Origin of the sequence: Streptomyces hoynatensis (genome assembly GCF_003626535.1) — a bacterium.
Taxonomy (GTDB): Bacteria; Actinomycetota; Actinomycetes; order Streptomycetales; family Streptomycetaceae; genus Streptomyces; species Streptomyces hoynatensis.
In genome coordinates this window covers 66,617-82,822 of sequence record NZ_RBAL01000006.1, presented here as the reverse complement: position 1 = coordinate 82,822, position 16,206 = coordinate 66,617, and the positions used below count along the sequence as shown (strand labels likewise).

Genomic DNA, 16,206 nt, shown 5'->3' with positions numbered 1-16,206 from the left:
CGCATCAGTCGAGGTCGATGCGCTGGGAACCTCCCGGGCCTCCGCTATCCCCCTGTTCACGCCGTTCACCCGGTTCTGCCCCGGCGGCCTCCCCACCGGGCTCCTTCGGCTCCGTTTCCGGCCCGGCTGCGGCGCCGCCGCCAGGCCCCGGCCGGCCGGCGTCCGGCCCCGGCTCCCCGGCGCCGGCCTCCCGCGCGGCGGCGGCCGAGGGGCCCGTGGTCCGCTCGGCGCCGCCCGGCTCGCCCCTGGTCCAGCGCTCCTCGTGGGAGAGGACGGCCGAGCGGTAGGCGGCGAGCAGTTCCTGCCCGGCGTTGGCCAGGTGCCGCAGGGTCTCGGCATTCCGCTCGATCACCGGTTCGAGGGCGGCGCGCGCCTGGGCGGCGAACGGGCCGGTGGCCAGGCCGAGGCCGAGGCCGGCGAGCCGTTCCGCGATGGTGTCGGCGAGTCTGCGCAGCTCCTCCGCCGCGTCGCCCGGCTGCGGCCCGTAGCGCTCGCGGCGGCGGGCGCGTTCGGCCCGCAGGTCCTCCTCGGTGGCCGTCGCCCAGGCGTCGGGGTCGGGCCCGCCCGCGCCGGACGGGGCGCCGCCCTGCCCCCGCTCCTCGCGGTCCGCCTGGTCCTGGGAACTGCTGTCGCTCATCGCGGCCTCCTCCACGTGACCGTCCCCACCGACGGTACCGGAACGCCGCGCGATCCGGCCGCGGGGCCGGGACGGGGGAGGCGGCAGCGCGGGTGCCGCGGGGGCCCGGGTCAGGAGCGCGCCGGCCAGCGTGCCTCGTCCGGCGTGAACCGGACGGTGAGCCTGCCGCCCTCGTCCAGCCGCGCCCCGGTCACATCGCAGCGGCGCAGGGCCGCGGGCAGGGCCAGGGCCCGGCGGAACGGGCCCGTGGTGACGAGGAGTTCGTCGCCGCGCCTGACCAGGCCGAGCTCCTCCCTGACGGCGCCGGGCAGCGGCAGGTGCCACAGCAGCAGCCCCTCGGCCCGCAGCCGGTCCTCCAGCTCGGGCGCGGCCCGGCGGGGCGGGGCAGGCGGCGGCAGCAGGGCGGCCAGCCGCGGCACCCCGGCCGCGTCCACGTCCCGGCCCAGGTGGGGCAGTTCGGCGAGCGGCGGCAGCTCTTCCCGCGCGGCGGCGAGGTCCCCCAGGACGGCCCGCTGCCGCTCGGCGAGGCCCGCCGCCCACGGGCCCGCCCCCTCGGCCGGGAGCAGCCGGTTGGCGACCAGGCCCTCCACGGCGAGGCCGTGCAGGGCGAGGCCGGCCAGGGAGGCGCGCAGCATCGCGGCCGCGCGCGCGGTCGGCTCCGCCACCAGCCTGACCGCGGCCCCTGGCCCCTGCACCAGCTCCTGGAGCACGCCGAGCGCGCCGTCCCAGCGGTCCGCCGCCTCGAAGAGGCTCTGGGCGGGCAGCGGCACGCCGATCAGCTGGGCGAGCATCGGCCGCAGCGCGCGGGCCGTCTGCCGTTCCCGCGGCAGGAGCCGGCGCAGGTAGCGCCGCAGCTGTTCGGGCAGCGCGAGCAGCCGGATCGCCTCGGTGGCCGGGGGCAGGTCGGCGACGATCAGGTCCCAGTGCCCGGCCTGGCCGGCCTCCCGCAGGGCCCGCAGCACGGCCAGTTCGGCGGCGCCCGGCAGTTCGGTCAGCTCGTCGTCGTCGAGGGCGGTCGCGCCCAGCGCGTCCAGGGCGGGACCCGCCCAGCGCTGCGCGGCCAGCATCCCGCCGCGGAACGCCCGCCCCGAGTCGATCCGCGCGGCCTGGAGCCCGGGCACCACGTCGGCCGGCGGCCCGGGCCAGGCCGGCGGGGCGGCGCCGAGCAGGGCGGCGAGGCGGGTGGGGGACTCGGTGCTGAGCAGCAGCGTGGCCACGGCGTCCCCGCCGCGGGCGGCGGCCAGCGCGGTGGCCGCGGCGACGGTGCTCGTGCCGTCGCCGCCGGGTCCCGTGACGAACAGGATGCGGCCCTCGGTCACGGCCGGCTCAGGTTCTCCACGCGCTTCTTCAGCCCGGTGAGGGCCCGGTCGATGATGACCTTCTCGGCCTTGCGCTTGATGCTGCCGAGCATCGGGATCTTGACGTCGACCGTCAACTGGTAGGTGACCTCGGTGTGCTTGCCGCCCTCGGCCGGCACGAGGCGGTAGGAGCCGTCGAGGGAGCGCAGCATCTTCGACTTCACCAGCGACCAGCGCACCTCGTCCTCCCCCTGCCACTGGTAGGCCAGGGTGTGCTCGTCCTTGATGGCCCCGGCGTCGAGCAGCAGCCTGACCTGCTCGGCGCGGCCCTGCGCGTCGGAGGCGAGCACCTCGGACTCCTTGACCTCCCCGGTCCACTCCGGGTAGCGCGCGAAGTCGGCGATGACCGCCATGACCTCGGTCGGCGTGGCTTCGATGGTGATGCTCGACCTGGTGTGTTCGGCCATCGCCCGTGGCTCCTCGCTCTTCTCCCGGCTGTCCTCGACCGCTTGCGCGCCGCCTTACCGGGAAGGCTATCGCGCGCGGCGGCCCCTCCCGCCCGCGTCCCCGGCGGGCGCCGGTCCCGGCGGCCGGGGGCGCTCAGGCGGACAGCTGGTCCCGCAGGCGCTCCACCAGCAGGTCCCAGCGCCAGCGCTCCTCCACCCACTCCCGGCCGCGCCGCCCCATCCTGCGGCGCAGTTCCGGGTCCCGCAGCAGGGCGACGACCCGCTCGGCGGTCTCGGCCGGGGCGCCCTCGGAGCCGCCGCGCACCACCCAGCCGGTCTCGCCCTCCAGGACGGCGTCGGGCGCGCCCCCCGAGTCCCCGGCGACGACCGGGAGGCCGGTGGCGGATGCCTCCAGGTAGACGATGCCGAGGCCCTCGACGTCCAGCCCCCCGCGCCTGGTGCGGCACGGCATCGCGAAGACGTCGCCGGCCCCGTAGTGGGCGGGCAGTTCCTCCCAGGGCACGGCGCCGGTGAACCGCACCGAGGCCGCCACGCCCTCCCGCTCCGCCAGCCGGCCGAGGTCGGCGCGGTAGGGGCCGCCGCCCACGATCAGCAGCACGGCGTCCGGCTCCGCCGCCAGGATGCGGGGCATGGCCCGGATCAGCGTGTCCTGGCCCTTGCGCGGCACCAGCCTGGAGACGCAGACGACGACCGGCCGGTCGGCCAGGCCCAGGGCCTGCCTGACGGCGGCGCCGCCGGAGTCCGGGTGGAAGGTCTTCTCGTCGACCCCGGGCGGCAGGTGGACCATGCGGGCCGCGGCGTCCGGGCCGAGCGCGGCGGCGATCCGGGTCCTGGTGTACTCGCCGAGGTAGGTGACGGTGTCGGTGGCCCGCCCCACGCGCCGCAGCAGCCCCCGCGCCCCCGGCAGCTGGGCCCAGGCCGCCTCGTGCCCGTGGGTGGTGGCCACCAGGCGCTCGGCGCCCGCGGCGCGCAGCGCAGGCGCCATCAGGCCGAGCGGGGCCGCGGCCCCGAACCAGACGGCGGAGCAGCCGTGTTCGCGCAGCAGCCCGGCGGCCCTGGCGGTGACGCGGCGGCTGGGCAGCAGCATGGTGGTGCGGTCGCGGATCACCGGGTAGGGCTGGGCGGCGTCGAACTCCGCGGTGGCGCGGCGGGCTTCCTCGTCCCGCCGCCAGGTGGAGGCGTAGACCACGACCCGGTCCGGCGGCAGGCGCAGGGCCATGCTGTGCAGGAAGGCCTGGATGCCGCCGGGGCGCGGCGGGAAGTCGTTGGTGACGATCAGGGTCTTGCGCATCGGACGAGACGATACCGACCCGGGCGGCGGCCGGGGCAACCGGCGGCGGGCGACCCGGCCGGCACCGGTGCCGCGCGGGTTCCCCTCAGGGCCGGACGACCGCGGAGACGGGCATCATGCCGACCGGGTCGTAGCGCACCGTGGCCCCGGGGTGCGGGGAGTGGACGACCTGCCCGTTGCCCGCGTAGATCCCGACGTGGCTGGCGTCCGCCCGGTAGACGACGATGTCGCCCGGGCGGGCCTGGCCGAGGGGGACCCGGCGCCCGGCCCCGGCCTGGGCCTGCGAGGTGCGCGGGAGGGAGACCCCGGCCTGGGCCCAGGCCCACTGGACCAGGCCCGAGCAGTCGAACGCGTCAGGTCCCGCCTGTCCCCAGGCGTAGGGGCGTCCCACCACGCCGCGGGCGGCGGCCACCGCCAGGGCGGCGCGGCCCGAGGCCGGGGGCGCCTCGGCGGCCGGTTGCGCGCGTGCCGCGCCGTGCCGCGGGGCGGAGCGCGAGGCGCGCTCCCGTTCGGCGCGCTCCCGTTCCGAGAGCCGTTCGTACTCCCGGCGCGCGGCGGCGAGTTTGCGCTGGGCGGTGCGTTTCTGCCGCTGCAGCCTGGCCTGTTGCCCGGTGAGGCGCTCCAGCTTCCCCGCGGCCTCCTCGCGGCGCTGCTCCAGGGCCCGCTGGGCGGCCAGCAGGTCGTGCAGTTCGCCGGTGCGCCTGCTGGTCGCCCGGTCGTAGGCGGCGACCCTGGCCAGGTAGGTGTCGGGGTCGCCGGAGAGCATGAGGGTGAGCACCGGGTCGAGCCCGCCCGCCCGGTAGTGGGCGGCGGCGGCCGCCCCGAGGCCCCGCCGCATCTCGTTGACCCGCTGCTGCCCGTGGGCCACCAGGTCGCGCTGCCGGTCGAGTTCCGCCGTGAGCCGCTCGACCCGCTCGGCCGTGGCGTTGTACGCCTCGACGGCCCGCTCCGCGTCGGCGAGCAGCCGGTCCACCCTGCGGCCCGCCTCCGCGCTGTCGGCGGGCGGCTGGCCCGGCTCGGCCAGCACGGGGACTGCGGTCATCGCGGCCGCCGCGGTGGCCGCGGCCGACAGCACGGTGACACGGGCCGCCAGGAGGTGGCGGATGGAACGGTGTCGTGGGTGGGAGACCACTTGAGGCCGCGCTCCCTTCGGTGGGTTACCAAAGCGGAGCAGAATGTAGCCTCGGGGAAGCGGCCGTTGGCGTAGGCCGACACCCGGCGCCCCGGCGCCCGGGTGCGCAAGCGCAGGTCACGCCGAGGGAGGCGCGGGCCGGCCGCCGGGGCGAATCACCTGGACGGACGAGCCCATCGGGCCCAGGGCGCGCGCCGGTTCAGCCGATGTGCACGCCGAACTGGAAGGGCATCTCGTCCAGGGGCGCGTAGCTGACCACGGAGCCGGTCCTGGGGGCGTGGATGATCTGCCCGTTGCCGGCGTAGATCCCGACGTGGGTGAGGCCGCTGTAGTAGAACACCAGGTCGCCGGGGGCGAGTTGGTCACGGCCGACCTGGGTGCCCGCGGAGGCCTGGGCCTGGGAGGTGCGGGGCAGCGAGACCCCGGCCTGGGCGTACGCCCAGGAGGTGAGCCCGGAGCAGTCGAAGGAGCTGGGCCCGGTGGCGCCCCACACGTAGGGGGAGCCGAGCTTGCCTATCGCGTAGTTGAGGGCGTCGATGCCCCGGCTGGAGCCGGTGGCGTCGTGGCCGGAGCCGCGGCTGGCGCGGGCCGACTCCGAGGCCTGCTGGGCCTGCTCGGCGGCGAGCGCGGCCTGCTCCTCCTCGGTCAGCTGGTTGAGGAGGGCCTGGGCCTCGGCCAGCTTGCCCTGGACGGTGTCCTTCTGCTCGGACAGGTCCGCGCGCAGGTCCTCCAGCTCGGCCAGCATCTCGGTGGCCTCCTCGCGCTGCTGGTCGAGGGTGCGCTGCCTGTCCTCGATCAGCCGCAGCGTCTCGGCCTGCCGCCCGCTGACCTGGTCCAGCGTGGAGGCCTGGTCCAGGTAGGCGTCGGGGTCGCTCGCGAGGAAGAGCTGCACGGACGGGTCGAGCCCGCCGTTGCGGTACTGGGCGGAGGCGAAGGAGCCGAGCGTGGCGCGCAGTTCGTTCAGCTCTTCCTGGGCCCGCGCGGTGGAGTCCTGGATCTCGTCCACCTGCTCCTGGAGCTGCTCCTCCTGCTCGCGGGTGCCGTTGTACTGCTCGGTGACCTCCTCGGCCTCCTCGTACAGCTCGTCAACCCGCTCCTGGACCTCGTCCTTGGTGGGGGTGGGGTCCGCGGAGGCGGTGGAGGCGGAGGCGGCCGTGATGCCGACGGTGGCTGCGGCGGTAGCTGCGGCGCCGAAGAGGGTGACACGGGCCCGGCTCGGCTGTTTGGGACGACGGTGGGACGCCACTGGGGCGAGCTCCTTCTTCCTCAGCCGCCAACCGGGTGTGTGGGCTCGTCCCCGGCCCGCGGCACTGCCGCGGTGTAGGCGGTCCCTCACGGCCACCCCGGGTGGGGTGAGCTACCGCGCGAAGGTTCGACGCCAGACCCTAGCCAGTGGCCGTTCCCCGGTTCAAATCCTCGCGGGCATTTTTTACTTACCTCACACCGCGCGCGGTCGCCGGCACACAGAGAGTGCGACACAGTTCGACGGATACCAAGCGAACCCGAGTGATTCCGAATGAACCAGAGAGAACCAGAGAGAACCGCGGGGAAACCGCGAGAAACGGATCGGGCCGGATCGAAAACGAGCAGAACCGAGCGAATCGGCGGGAACGCGGGAGAAGCCGGGGGGAAGCCGAGGGGACCCCGGGGCGACTCGGTCGCGTGTGCGGGCACGCGGGGGAAACCGGCGGGTTCTCTGCACACTTCCGGCACGTTCCCGCCCGATCCCCCGGGCCCCCTGTCCCCCGCTCCCGGGTCAGGCCAATCGCCGGGTGGCGGCCCCGCGTTCAGGTACGCCGCAGCCGCCGCAGCAGCAGCGCCGAGGCGACGGGCCTGGCCCCCGACCTCGCCACCCCCTCGGCCACCTCGCGGTCAGAGGAGACCACGACGAGCGGGCGGCCGGGCGGCTCGGCCCGCACCAGCTCGCGGATCAGCTCGTCTGCCGTCTTCCCCGGCCTGCTGAACAGCACCCGCACGCCACGCGGCTGAGGCACCGGCACCGGCGCGGACAGCTCCGCCCCGTCGAAGACACACGTCATCTCGGCGCCCGTCTGGGCCGCGAGCACCGCGAGCCCGCCGAGGAGCCGCAGCCGCTGCTTCTCCAGGGGCATCGTCGGATAGCCGGTCTTGGTCACGTTGTACCCGTCCACGACCAGGTGCGCCTGCGGCAGCGCGAGCAGCTGGTCGAGCAGCGCGGGATCGTCGGCCGCGAACGCGCGCTGGGCCACGTCCCGCGGGCTCAGCTCCCCGGGCGCCACCGCGTCCACGGTCTGCGCCGGCCTGAACTCCGCGGGCGGCAGGGCCAGTTCGCGGCGCAGGCCCTGGGCCGCGTCGAGCACCGTGTCCAGCAGCAGCCGCAGCCGCATCTCCTCGATCCCGCGCTCCTCGCGCACCGCCTTCCGGCCCGCCTCCAGGGCCGCCTCGGCCTCCGCGAGCCGCGTGCGCAGCCGCCGCGCCTCGCCCTCCGCCGCCGCCCTGGCCGCGGCGGCCTCGGCCCGTGCCTCCTCCAGCTCCGCCCGCGCCTTGCGCAGCGCCGCCTCCCCGCGCCGCACGTCGCTCTGGGCGCTGCGCAGCTTGCGGTGCACGGCGTCCGACTCCTTGCGGGCCGCCTCCAGTTCGGCGCGCAGCCGCTCCACGTCCGCCCGGGCGGCGGACCGCACCTGCGCCAGCTCCTCGCGCAGCCGGCCGAGCTCCCGCTCCCGCTCAAGACCCGCGCGCTCCTCCTGGGCGCGCTGCGCCTCCTCGCCGGCCGCGGCGACCAGTTTCGGCCAGCCGGGCGGGCGCAGCAGGAAGGCCGCCGCGGCCACCTCCACCGGGTCGGCGGCCGGCGGCGGGCTGCCGTTCAGCACCGCCTGCCCCAGCTCGGGCTGCACCTCGCGCAGCCGCTCGCCCACCCGCTGGCGGAACAGCGCGTCGCTCTCCAGGGCCGCGGCCATGGCGCTGCCCCCGAACCGCACCCGGCGCGAGGCGGTGAACCTGGCGTACTGCCGCAGCGAGAGGGGCAACTCCGCGAAGGTCAGCCCGTCGAACGCCTCCCCCGCGAGCGCGATGACCCGGTGGCGGACCCGTTCGGGCAGCGGGCGGTCCAGGGTCTCGGCCGGCTCCGGGGACTCCTCCCCTGCCCCGGGCCGCCCCGTCGCCTCCTCGCCGCCCGCGTGTTCCTCCACCGTTCACACCGTCCGTCTGCCTGTCGGTCATCCACTGTCACCCTACGGCCTGGTAGCCGCCCCGTCTTCCGCCGCGCGTCGTCGCGCCTGATGTCGCGGGGGCCTCGCGGGCTAAGGTGAGGTCTGCGTACCGCGCCGGAACGCGGCCCACACCGGGGCCGCCCCGGCACGGCGCGCCCTCCGGCACCCGGCCCGCGACGCCGCCCGGCTCCCGCGTGGAGCGGGCGGGCGGCGGACCGTCCGCGGGCGGGCGCGGCGGCACAACGGCAGCGAGTTGGCGAAGAGGGGTCCCCAGCGTGATCACATCGATCGTGCTCATCAAGACCAGCGTGGACCGCGTCCCCGAGGTCGCGGAGGAGATCGCGGCCCTGGACGGGGTCAGCGAGGTCTACTCGGTGACGGGCCCCCACGACCTCATCGCCATCGTCCGGGTGCCGCACCACGACGACCTGGCCGAGGTCATCCCCGGCCGGCTCAGCAAGGTGCCGGGCGTCGAGTCGACCGAGACCCACATCGCGTACCGCACCTACTCGCGCCACGACCTGGAGGCGGCCTTCTCCATCGGCCTGGAATCCTGAGCCGCTCCCCGAAGTCCGAGCCCGCCCCCGGCTCCCGGCCGCGGGGCGGGGGCGCGAGGCCGCCGCCCCGCGCCAAAACCGCCGCCCCGCGCCCCCGCCGCTACAGCCGGCTGGCCGCCACCCACCGGTCGAGGGCGGTCCTGGCCGCCCCGCTGTCGATGGACTCGGCGGCCCGCGCCACCCCGGAGGCGATCTGGTCGGCCAGCGGCACCTCCCGCGGCTCAAGCGCGGCCAGCGCGGCGGCCGCGTTCAGCAGCACCGCCTCGCGCACCGGCCCGCCCTCGCCCGCGAGCACCCGCCTGGCGACCTCGGCGTTGTGGGCCGGGTCCCCGCCCCGCAGGGACTCCACCGGGGCCAGCTCGAAGCCGATCTTGCGCGGGTCGAAGGACTCCTGCCGCACCTCGCCGCCCCGCACCACCCACACCGTCGAGGTGGCCGTGACGGTCAGCTCGTCCAGGCCGTCGTCGCCGCGGAACACCAGCGCGGAACTGCCCCGTTCGGCGAGCACCCCGGCGAGGATCGGGGCCATCCTGGCGTCGGCCACGCCGGTGGCCTGGGCCCGCACCCGGGCCGGATTGGTCAGCGGGCCGAGGAAGTTGAACGTCGTGGGCACGCCGAGCTCGCCGCGGGCCACGCCGGCGTGGCGCAGCGCCGGGTGGAAGCGGGGGGCCGCGCAGTAGCTGATCCCGGCCTCCTCGGCGACCTCGGCGACCCGCTGCGGGGAGAGGTCGAGGTTGACCCCGAGGTGCTCCAGCACGTCCGTTGCCCCGCTGGCGCTGGACGCGGCGCGGTTGCCGTGCTTGACGACCTTCGCGCCGGTGCCGGCCACGACGATCGCGGCCATCGTCGAGATGTTGACCGTCCTCGCCCGGTCGCCGCCGGTGCCGACGATGTCGACGGCCTCGCCCGGGACCTCGATCAGGTGCGCGTGGGCGTACATCGCGCGGACCAGGCCGCTGACCTCGCGGACCGTCTCGCCCTTGGCCCGCAACGCCACCGCGAAGCCGGCGATCTGCACGTCCGTGGCCTCGCCGCTCATGATCCGGTCCATCGCCCAGGCGGCCTGCTCCTCGGTCAGGTCGCGGCCGGCGAGCAGATCGCCGAGCACGTCGGGCCAGGAGTGCGCCGCCAGTCGGTCGCCTCCGGCGGGGGTCACAGCGCTCATGGGCATCACTCCTGGCGTCGGTCGGCGCTTACGCCGATGGTCGGCCCGAGCCTACTAGTGCGGTGACCGGGCGGGTTTCCCGGAAGCGCACCGCGCCCGCCGGAAACCCCGGAACCCGCCGGAACCCGCCGGAGAACGCGGCGAGGCCCCCGCCCGGTGTCTTCCGGGCGGGGGCCTCGCTCAGGCGCGGGGTACCGGAGTCAGTGGTGGCCGTGGCCGCTGGTGAGCTCCTGGTACTCCTCCCTGGTCGGCTTCGGGATCTGCGCGTTCTCGCCGAAGTAGCCGCGGGAGATCCTGGCCCGCGCGCGCTCCAGCGGGCTGATCCTGCGCCGCACGCCGTTCTCGTCGACCTCGGGGCCGACCTCGTACGGCTCGCTCTGGTCGTGGGAGACCAGCTGGTACAGCTTCTCCGGCGGCAGCGGCTCGTGCACCTCGATGAACTCGCCGTGCGGGAGCCGCTTGATGATGCCGCTCTCCCGGCCGTGCAGGACCTTCTCGCGGTCCCGGCGCTGGAGGCCGAGGCACCACCGCCGCGTGATGATGAAGACGATCGGCGGCACCACGAAGAAGCCGATCCGGCAGAACCAGGTGATGGCGTTGATGGACAGGTTGAAGTTGACCGCCCAGACGTCGTTGCCGCCGGCGAGCATCGTCACGGCGAACTCGGAGAGCCAGGCCATGCCGAACGCGGTGCGCGTCGGGTTGTTCCGCGGCCGCTCCGCCACGTGGTGCTCGCGCTTGTCGCCGGTGACCCAGCCCTCGAAGAAGGGGTAGACGCCGATCACCACGAGCAGCAGCGGGAAGACGATCACCGGGATCAGCAGGCCGAAGTTCAGCGTGTAGCCGCCTGGCAGCACCCACTCCCAGCCGGGCATCATGCGCACCAGTCCCTCGGAGAAGCCGAGATACCAGTCGGGCTGGGCGTCGGTGGACACCTTGTCCGGGCGATAGGGGCCGAGGGCCCAGATCGGGTTGATCGTCACCGTGGCGGCGATCGCCGTGATCACGCCGAACACCAGGAAGAAGAAGCCGCCGGCCTTGGCCATGTACACCGGCAGCAGCGGCGGGCCGACCACGACGTTGTTGCTGCGTCCCGGGGCCGCGTACTGGGTGTGCTTGTGGTAGACGATCAGGATCAGGTGGGCCACCACCAGGCCCAGCATGATGCCGGGCAAGAGCAGGATGTGGACCACGAAGAACCTGGGGATGATGTCGTGCCCGGGGAACTCGCCGCCGAAGATGAACATCTGCAGATAGGTGCCGACGACGGGCACCGCCAGGATCGCGCCCTCCATGAAGCGGACGCCGATGCCGGACATCAGGTCGTCGGGCAGCGAGTAGCCGGTGAGGCCGGTGAAGATCGCCAGCACCAGCAGCAGGAAGCCGAACAGCCAGTTGACCTCGCGCGGCTTGCGGAAGGCGCCGGTGAAGAACACCCGCAGCATGTGGATGAAGATGCCGGCCACGAAGATCAGCGCCGCCCAGTGGTGGATCTGCCGCACCAGCAGGCCACCGCGGACGTCGAAGGTGATGTGCAGCGCCGAGGCGTAGGCCTCGCTCATCATCACGCCCTGCAGCGGCTTGTAGGAGCCCGCGTACTCGACCTCCGACATGCTCGGCTCGAAGAAGAGCGTCAGGTACACGCCGGTGAGGATGATGATGATGAAGCTGTAGAGGGCGATCTCCCCGAGCAGGAACGACCAGTGGTCGGGGAACACCTTCCGCATGTTGGCCTTGGCGAGCGCGTAGAGGCCCACCCTGCCGTCGGCCCAGTCGGCGAGTCGCTCGCCGGCGGGTGCCTTGCCCCGCCGCTGCGGGGCGTCGTTTGCCGTACTCATCCGCGCTCCCAGAAGCTCGGTCCTGGCGGTTCTTCGAAGTCGCCGAGCGCCTCGAGGTAGCCGTCGTCGTTCACCGTGATACGCAGCTGCGGCAGGGGGTGGCCTGCCGGGCCGAAGAGCACCCGGGCCCCGTCCGAGAGGTCGAAGGTCGACTGGTGGCAGGGGCACAGCGCGTGGTGGGTCTGCTGCTCGTAGAGCGTGGCGGGGCAGCCGATGTGGGTGCAGATCTTCGAGAAGCAGAGGATGCCCTCGTGGCCCCACTCGGCCGACCGCTGGTCCTTGATGTCCTCGGGCTGGAGCCGCACCAGCATGACCGCGGCCTTGGCGATCTCGTTGGCGAAGTTCTCGTCGTGCGGGTCGAGCCCGTCCGGCCTGGCCTGGGTCAGCGAGCCGACCACGATGTCCTCGGGCCGCAGCGGCTGGGCGGTGGACTCGTTGACGATGAGCGTCCCCTTCTTCCACCGCGTGTGGCGCAGCTTCTCGTGCGGCAGCGGGCCGAGGTCGCGCAGCAGGACGAGGCCGGCCAGCGGCACCACGGAGAGCGCGCCGAGCATCGAGTTCCGCAGCAGCCTGCGGCGGCCGATCTGCGACTCGGCGGCGCCCTTGCGGAACTCGGCCAGCACGTGCGCCTTGACCTCGGGCGGGGCCTGGATCGCGTGCCGCTCCTCGACGATCTCCTCGTCGGACATCAGGGTCCTGGCCCAGTGGATGGCGCCGGCGCCGATGCAGAAGAGCGCCAGGCCCAGGGTCAGGCCGAGGCCGAAGTTGAGCCCACTGACGTGCCCGAAGGGCCAGATGTAGACGATCTTGTCGATCGGGATGGCGACGTAGCAGGCGATGAAGCCCACGGTGGCCAGGGTGGACAGCGCGAACAGCAGGGAGACGCTGCGCTCCGAGCGCTTGGCCGCCTGCTCGTCGATGTCCTGCCGGCGCGGCTCGTGCGGCGGCAGACCCGGGTTGGCGAAGGGGTCGTCCGCCGGGACGGCCGAGTGCTCGTCCCGCTGGCTCGGGAGGTGCTCTCCCTCGTGCGGGCTCGGTTCTGGTTCGTCGGTGTGGCTACTCATGACTTCCTGGCCTTAGTGCTCCGGGCACCGATCCACACGGCGCAGGCGACGAGGGCGCCGATGCCGGCGACCCAGGCGAAGAGCCCCTCGCCGACCGGCCCGTAGCCGCCGAGCGAGAGCCCGCCCTGGTGCGCGGAGCTTGAGGTGTTGACCTCGTTCAGATAGGCGATGATGTCTTGCTTGTCCTCCTCCGTCAGCACGGTGTTCGGGAAGGAGGGCATGTTCTGCGGACCGGTGAGCATCGCCTCGTAGATGTACCGGGGGTCCACGTCGTGGAGGTTGGGCGCCTCCTTGCCGTGGGTGAGGGCGCCACCCTGGCCGCTGAAGTTGTGGCACTGGGAGCAGTTGGTGCGGAAGAGCTCCCCGCCCTGGGCCGGGTCGCCGCCCGCCGGGTCGTACAGGGACTCCTCGGGCACGCTCGCCCCGGGGCCGAGGGAGGCGATGTACGCCGCGAGCTGGTCGATCTCCTCCTGGGAGTAGACCTCGGGCTTCTCCTCCGCCTGCGGGCCCGGCTGCTGGAGCGGCATGCGGCCGGTGCCCACCTGGAAGTCGACGGCGGCGGCGCCCACGCCCACCAGGCTGGGCCCGTCGCTGCTGCCCTGCCCGCCGTTGCCGTGGCAGGTCGCGCAGCCGACGTCGTAGAGCCGCTTGCCCTCCTCGATGGCAAGGGACTGGGCCGAGTTGTCGGCCTTGGCCTCGCCGGGAGCAAGTGTGGCGTACAGCCCCCCTGTGGCCGCCAGCGCGAGGAGGAGGACGACGAACGCCGCCAGCGGATGGCGCCGTCGTGCGGAGAGCTTTTTCACGGTTACCCCGGTGTCAGGATCTTCTGCGTCGGTGCGTTGGGACGGGCATGACGAGCATGCGTGGGTGCGTGTGCCGGACAGCCGCGACCGACGGCTACTGGATCAGGTAGATGGTGGCGAAGAGGCCGATCCACACGACGTCGACGAAGTGCCAGTAGTACGACACGACGATGGCCGTGGTGGCCTGTTCGTGCGTGAAGCGCTTGGCGGCGTAGGTCCGGCCCAGCACCGCGAGGAAGGCCATCAGGCCACCGAGCACGTGCAGGCCGTGGAACCCGGTGGTGAGGTAGAACGCGGAGCCGTAGGGGTCGGACGAGAGCGAGATGCCGTCCTTCTTCACCAGCTGCGTGTACTCCGTCACCTGGCCGCCGATGAAGATGGCGCCCATGATGAAGGTGAGGATGAACCAGCCGCGGAGCCGCTTGACGTCGCCGCGCTCGGCGGCGAACACACCGAGCTGGCAGGTCAGCGAGGAGAGCACCAGGATCGTGGTGTTCCCGGCGGAGAAGGGCACGTTGAGCGCGTCTGCCTTCTCCGACCAGAAGTCGGCTCCCATCACCGACCGCAGGGTGAAGTACATCGCGAAGAGAGCCGCGAAGAACATCAGCTCGGAACTCAGCCAGATGACGGTTCCCACGCTGGTGACGTTCGGCCGGTTGACCGACGGGATCGCGTGCCCGGGTGCTGTTGCTGTTGCTGTCGCCACGCCCGTCATTATGTCGGGCCCTTTTCCGGCGCTTGTCCCGGGGGTGGGGTTCGGTGTGTCAGCTCGGGTGGAGGGGGGTATTCCGCCCCTGCCGGGGGCGTGCGGGACGGAGTAGCATCCCCGCTACGGAACCACCTGGACATCCGGAGGAACGATGCAGCGCGCCGCCACGGTGCTGGTTTACAGCGACGATGCAAACACCCGCGAGCAGGTGCGGCTCGCCGCCGGCCGGCGCCCGGCGGCCGACCTTCCCCCCGTGGAGTACCTGGAGTGCGCCACGCTGCCCGCGGTGCTGAAGACCCTGGAAGAGGGCGGCGTTGACCTCTGCGTGCTGGACGGCGAGGCCGTGCCGGTGGGCGGGATGGGCGTGTGCCGGCAGATCAAGGACGAGATCTTCGACTGCCCGCCGGTGCTGCTGCTGATCGGCCGCCCGCACGACGCCTGGCTGGCCACCTGGAGCCGGGCGGAGGCCGCCGTGGCCCACCCCGTGGACCCCGCGGAGCTGGCCGCCGCCCTGGCCTCCCTGCTGCGCAAGCGCCTCCCCTCCCTCGCCTGAGGCCCCTCTTTTCCGGTCTCTCCGGTCTCTCCGGCTCTCTCCCGGGCCCGCCCGCGGGGGGCCTTGCGCGCCCCTCCCCCCCGCTCGCCTCGCCATCCCCCACATCCCCCCGGCTCCCGGGTCTCCTCGCCCCCGCCGCCTCGTGACCGGCCCGGCCGCCCGGCCGGGCCGGCCCGGTTCAGACCAGGGGGCGCAGCCTGGCGTCGCGCGCGTCGCCCGCCGTGTCCCCGGTCCCGGCGTCCTGACCGCCGTGCACGGCGCTGCCGGTGAGCCACTCGTCCCAGGAGAGGTTCCAGTCGCCGTATCCGTTGCCGAACGGGGCCATCTCCTCGCCGAAGCCGTTGATGTGCTCGACGACGTCGCCCGGCTTGACCAGCTCGTAGAACCAGCGGGCGTTCTCCGTGCTGAGGCCGGTGCAGCCGTGGCTGACGTTGGCCGAGCCCTGGGAGCCGACCGACCAGGGGGCGCCGTGCACGTACTCGCCGCTGAGGGTCAGCCGCGTCGCCCAGTAGACCGGCAGGTCGTAGGAGTCGGCGCTGCCCGCGGGGATGCCGATGCTCGTGCCTGTCATCCGCACATACGACTCCCGGCTGAGGATGACCTTCTTTCCGCTCCTGGTGGCGAAGCCCTCCTTGCCGGTGGTGATGGGGAGGGTGCGCAGCTCTTCGCCGTTGCGCAGGACGGTCATCTGATGGGAGCCGATGTCGGCGATCGCCTCGATGCGGTCGCCGGTCTGCAGCGTGAGCGGCTTGCCCTCGCCGCCGCGCAGCCCGTCCCTGATGGGCAGCCCCGACAGGTGTGAGGTCACGGTGATGGTGGCGTTCGCCGGCCAGTAATCGCGCGGGCGGTAGTGCAGTTCCTCGTCGTCCACCCAGTACCAGGAGCCCTCGACGCCCGGCTCGGACTCGACGGAGAGCGCGCCCTCCACCAGGGAGCGCTCGTGGGGATCGCTGATCTTGCGGCTGAGCTTGGCCGTCACCGGCTGGCCGACCCCGTAGGTGCCGGCCTCGGGGCCGAAGGTGACGTCCAGGCGCTCGCCCCCCGAGTCCCGCGTCGTGAAGGAGTGGACGCCGCGCCCGGGAGAGCCGCTGTCGTTCTCCGTGCTGACGCGGACGGTGTAGGAGGTGCCCGCTGCCAGCGGGGCCGTGCTGCGCCAGCCGCGTCCGTCGGCCGCGAGCTCCCCCGCGAGGGGCCGGCCGCCGGAGTCGGTGGCGACGACGTCGGTGATGCGGGAGCCGGAACCCCTGGTGGTGATCTTCAGGGGGGCGTCCGGGTCGACCTCCGCGCCGTCCTGCTCGCCCGCCGCGCCGAAGGACAGCTGTCCGACGGCGTCGTAGGGCTCGCCGCCCGCGAGCGGCTTGGAGCCGCTCTCGCACGCGCTCAGCCCGGCCAGCAGCGGGGTCACTATCGCCAGTGCCGCCGCGAGGCGGAGCCGTATCCGAGGTGTGTGACTCATAGCCACAAAATATGGACAAGGCAGAAAAAAGGCGCGTGGTGCGCGTGC

The 16,206-nt window shown here is 73.9% G+C and carries 15 protein-coding genes; 2 read left to right on the top strand and 13 right to left on the bottom strand.

What is annotated here, in order from left to right:
- Nucleotides 1–4: 4 nt before the first annotated feature.
- The 7 genes from D7294_RS12525 to D7294_RS12495 form a co-directional block, all read right to left on the bottom strand.
- Nucleotides 5–637: a DUF5304 family protein gene (locus D7294_RS12525; protein ID WP_120678858.1), complete on the bottom strand. Its 633-nt coding sequence runs from the start codon at nt 635–637 to the stop codon at nt 5–7.
- 110 nt (nt 638–747) lie between these two features.
- Nucleotides 748–1,956, bottom strand: coding sequence for an ArsA family ATPase (locus tag D7294_RS12520; protein WP_120678856.1), 1,209 nt, complete (start codon nt 1,954–1,956; stop codon nt 748–750).
- Complete coding sequence (locus tag D7294_RS12515; protein WP_120678854.1) at nt 1,953–2,402, bottom strand: SRPBCC family protein; 450 nt, start codon at nt 2,400–2,402, stop codon at nt 1,953–1,955. The genes D7294_RS12520 and D7294_RS12515 overlap by 4 nt, the downstream gene beginning before the upstream one ends.
- A gap of 133 nt (nt 2,403–2,535) precedes the next feature.
- On the bottom strand, nt 2,536–3,693 hold the full coding sequence (locus D7294_RS12510; RefSeq protein WP_120678852.1) for a glycosyltransferase family 4 protein: 1,158 nt from the start codon (nt 3,691–3,693) through the stop codon (nt 2,536–2,538).
- Nucleotides 3,694–3,778: 85 nt separating this feature from the next.
- Nucleotides 3,779–4,825 (bottom strand): C40 family peptidase, encoded by a 1,047-nt coding sequence (locus D7294_RS12505; RefSeq protein WP_241562310.1) that lies wholly within the window; start codon nt 4,823–4,825, stop codon nt 3,779–3,781.
- Between the two features lie 199 nt (nt 4,826–5,024).
- Complete coding sequence (locus tag D7294_RS12500; RefSeq protein ID WP_120678850.1) at nt 5,025–6,071, bottom strand: C40 family peptidase; 1,047 nt, start codon at nt 6,069–6,071, stop codon at nt 5,025–5,027.
- Between the two features lie 541 nt (nt 6,072–6,612).
- The gene (locus D7294_RS12495) at nt 6,613–7,992 is read right to left on the bottom strand and encodes an NYN domain-containing protein (protein WP_120678848.1); all 1,380 of its coding nucleotides are present in this window, start codon (nt 7,990–7,992) and stop codon (nt 6,613–6,615) included.
- Nucleotides 7,993–8,288: 296 nt separating this feature from the next.
- On the opposite strand from D7294_RS12495, the gene D7294_RS12490 reads away from it, so the two are divergent.
- A complete protein-coding gene (locus tag D7294_RS12490) occupies nt 8,289–8,570 on the top strand; it encodes an Lrp/AsnC family transcriptional regulator (protein ID WP_120678846.1) in 282 nt (93 codons plus the stop codon).
- Between the two features lie 100 nt (nt 8,571–8,670).
- On the opposite strand, the gene trpD is transcribed toward D7294_RS12490, so the two are convergent.
- The 5 genes from trpD to ctaE all read right to left on the bottom strand — a co-directional run bounded on the left by trpD (nt 8,671) and on the right by ctaE (nt 14,155).
- Entirely contained in the window at nt 8,671–9,735 is a 1,065-nt protein-coding gene (trpD, locus tag D7294_RS12485) for an anthranilate phosphoribosyltransferase (protein WP_120678844.1), read from the bottom strand.
- Between the two features lie 200 nt (nt 9,736–9,935).
- Complete coding sequence (gene qcrB / locus D7294_RS12480) at nt 9,936–11,573, bottom strand: cytochrome bc1 complex cytochrome b subunit (protein WP_120678842.1); 1,638 nt, start codon at nt 11,571–11,573, stop codon at nt 9,936–9,938.
- Nucleotides 11,570–12,637, bottom strand: coding sequence for a cytochrome bc1 complex Rieske iron-sulfur subunit (qcrA, locus tag D7294_RS12475; RefSeq protein ID WP_120678840.1), 1,068 nt, complete (start codon nt 12,635–12,637; stop codon nt 11,570–11,572). Before qcrA ends, qcrB begins: the two co-directional genes overlap by 4 nt.
- Complete coding sequence (gene qcrC, locus D7294_RS12470) at nt 12,634–13,440, bottom strand: cytochrome bc1 complex diheme cytochrome c subunit (RefSeq protein ID WP_120678838.1); 807 nt, start codon at nt 13,438–13,440, stop codon at nt 12,634–12,636. Before qcrC ends, qcrA begins: the two co-directional genes overlap by 4 nt.
- 94 nt (nt 13,441–13,534) lie before the next feature.
- Nucleotides 13,535–14,155 carry an aa3-type cytochrome oxidase subunit III gene (ctaE, locus tag D7294_RS12465; protein WP_120678836.1) on the bottom strand — a complete coding sequence of 207 codons (621 nt, stop codon included), beginning with the start codon at nt 14,153–14,155 and terminating at the stop codon, nt 13,535–13,537.
- A 145-nt stretch (nt 14,156–14,300) separates the two neighbouring features.
- Between ctaE and D7294_RS12460 the strand changes: the two genes are divergently transcribed.
- A complete protein-coding gene (locus D7294_RS12460) occupies nt 14,301–14,702 on the top strand; it encodes a hypothetical protein (protein WP_120678834.1) in 402 nt (133 codons plus the stop codon).
- Nucleotides 14,703–14,880: 178 nt separating this feature from the next.
- Here the strand turns inward: D7294_RS12460 and D7294_RS12455 are convergent, their stop codons facing one another.
- On the bottom strand, nt 14,881–16,158 hold the full coding sequence (locus D7294_RS12455; protein ID WP_120678832.1) for a L,D-transpeptidase: 1,278 nt from the start codon (nt 16,156–16,158) through the stop codon (nt 14,881–14,883).
- Nucleotides 16,159–16,206: the final 48 nt, after the last annotated feature.

Bases quoted from the DNA above. Each gene is read 5' to 3' on its own strand.
- D7294_RS12515 (WP_120678854.1), bottom strand. From the start codon at position 2,402: ATGGCCGAACACACCAGGTCGAGCATCACCATCGAAGCCACGCCGACC.
- D7294_RS12525 (WP_120678858.1), bottom strand. From the start codon at position 637: ATGAGCGACAGCAGTTCCCAGGACCAGGCGGACCGCGAGGAGCGGGGG.
- qcrB (WP_120678842.1), bottom strand. From the start codon at position 11,573: ATGAGTACGGCAAACGACGCCCCGCAGCGGCGGGGCAAGGCACCCGCC.
- trpD (WP_120678844.1), bottom strand. From the start codon at position 9,735: ATGAGCGCTGTGACCCCCGCCGGAGGCGACCGACTGGCGGCGCACTCC.
- ctaE (WP_120678836.1), bottom strand. From the start codon at position 14,155: ATGACGGGCGTGGCGACAGCAACAGCAACAGCACCCGGGCACGCGATC.
- D7294_RS12460 (WP_120678834.1), top strand. From the start codon at position 14,301: ATGCAGCGCGCCGCCACGGTGCTGGTTTACAGCGACGATGCAAACACC.
- qcrA (WP_120678840.1), bottom strand. From the start codon at position 12,637: ATGAGTAGCCACACCGACGAACCAGAACCGAGCCCGCACGAGGGAGAG.
- D7294_RS12510 (WP_120678852.1), bottom strand. From the start codon at position 3,693: ATGCGCAAGACCCTGATCGTCACCAACGACTTCCCGCCGCGCCCCGGC.
- D7294_RS12455 (WP_120678832.1), bottom strand. From the start codon at position 16,158: ATGAGTCACACACCTCGGATACGGCTCCGCCTCGCGGCGGCACTGGCG.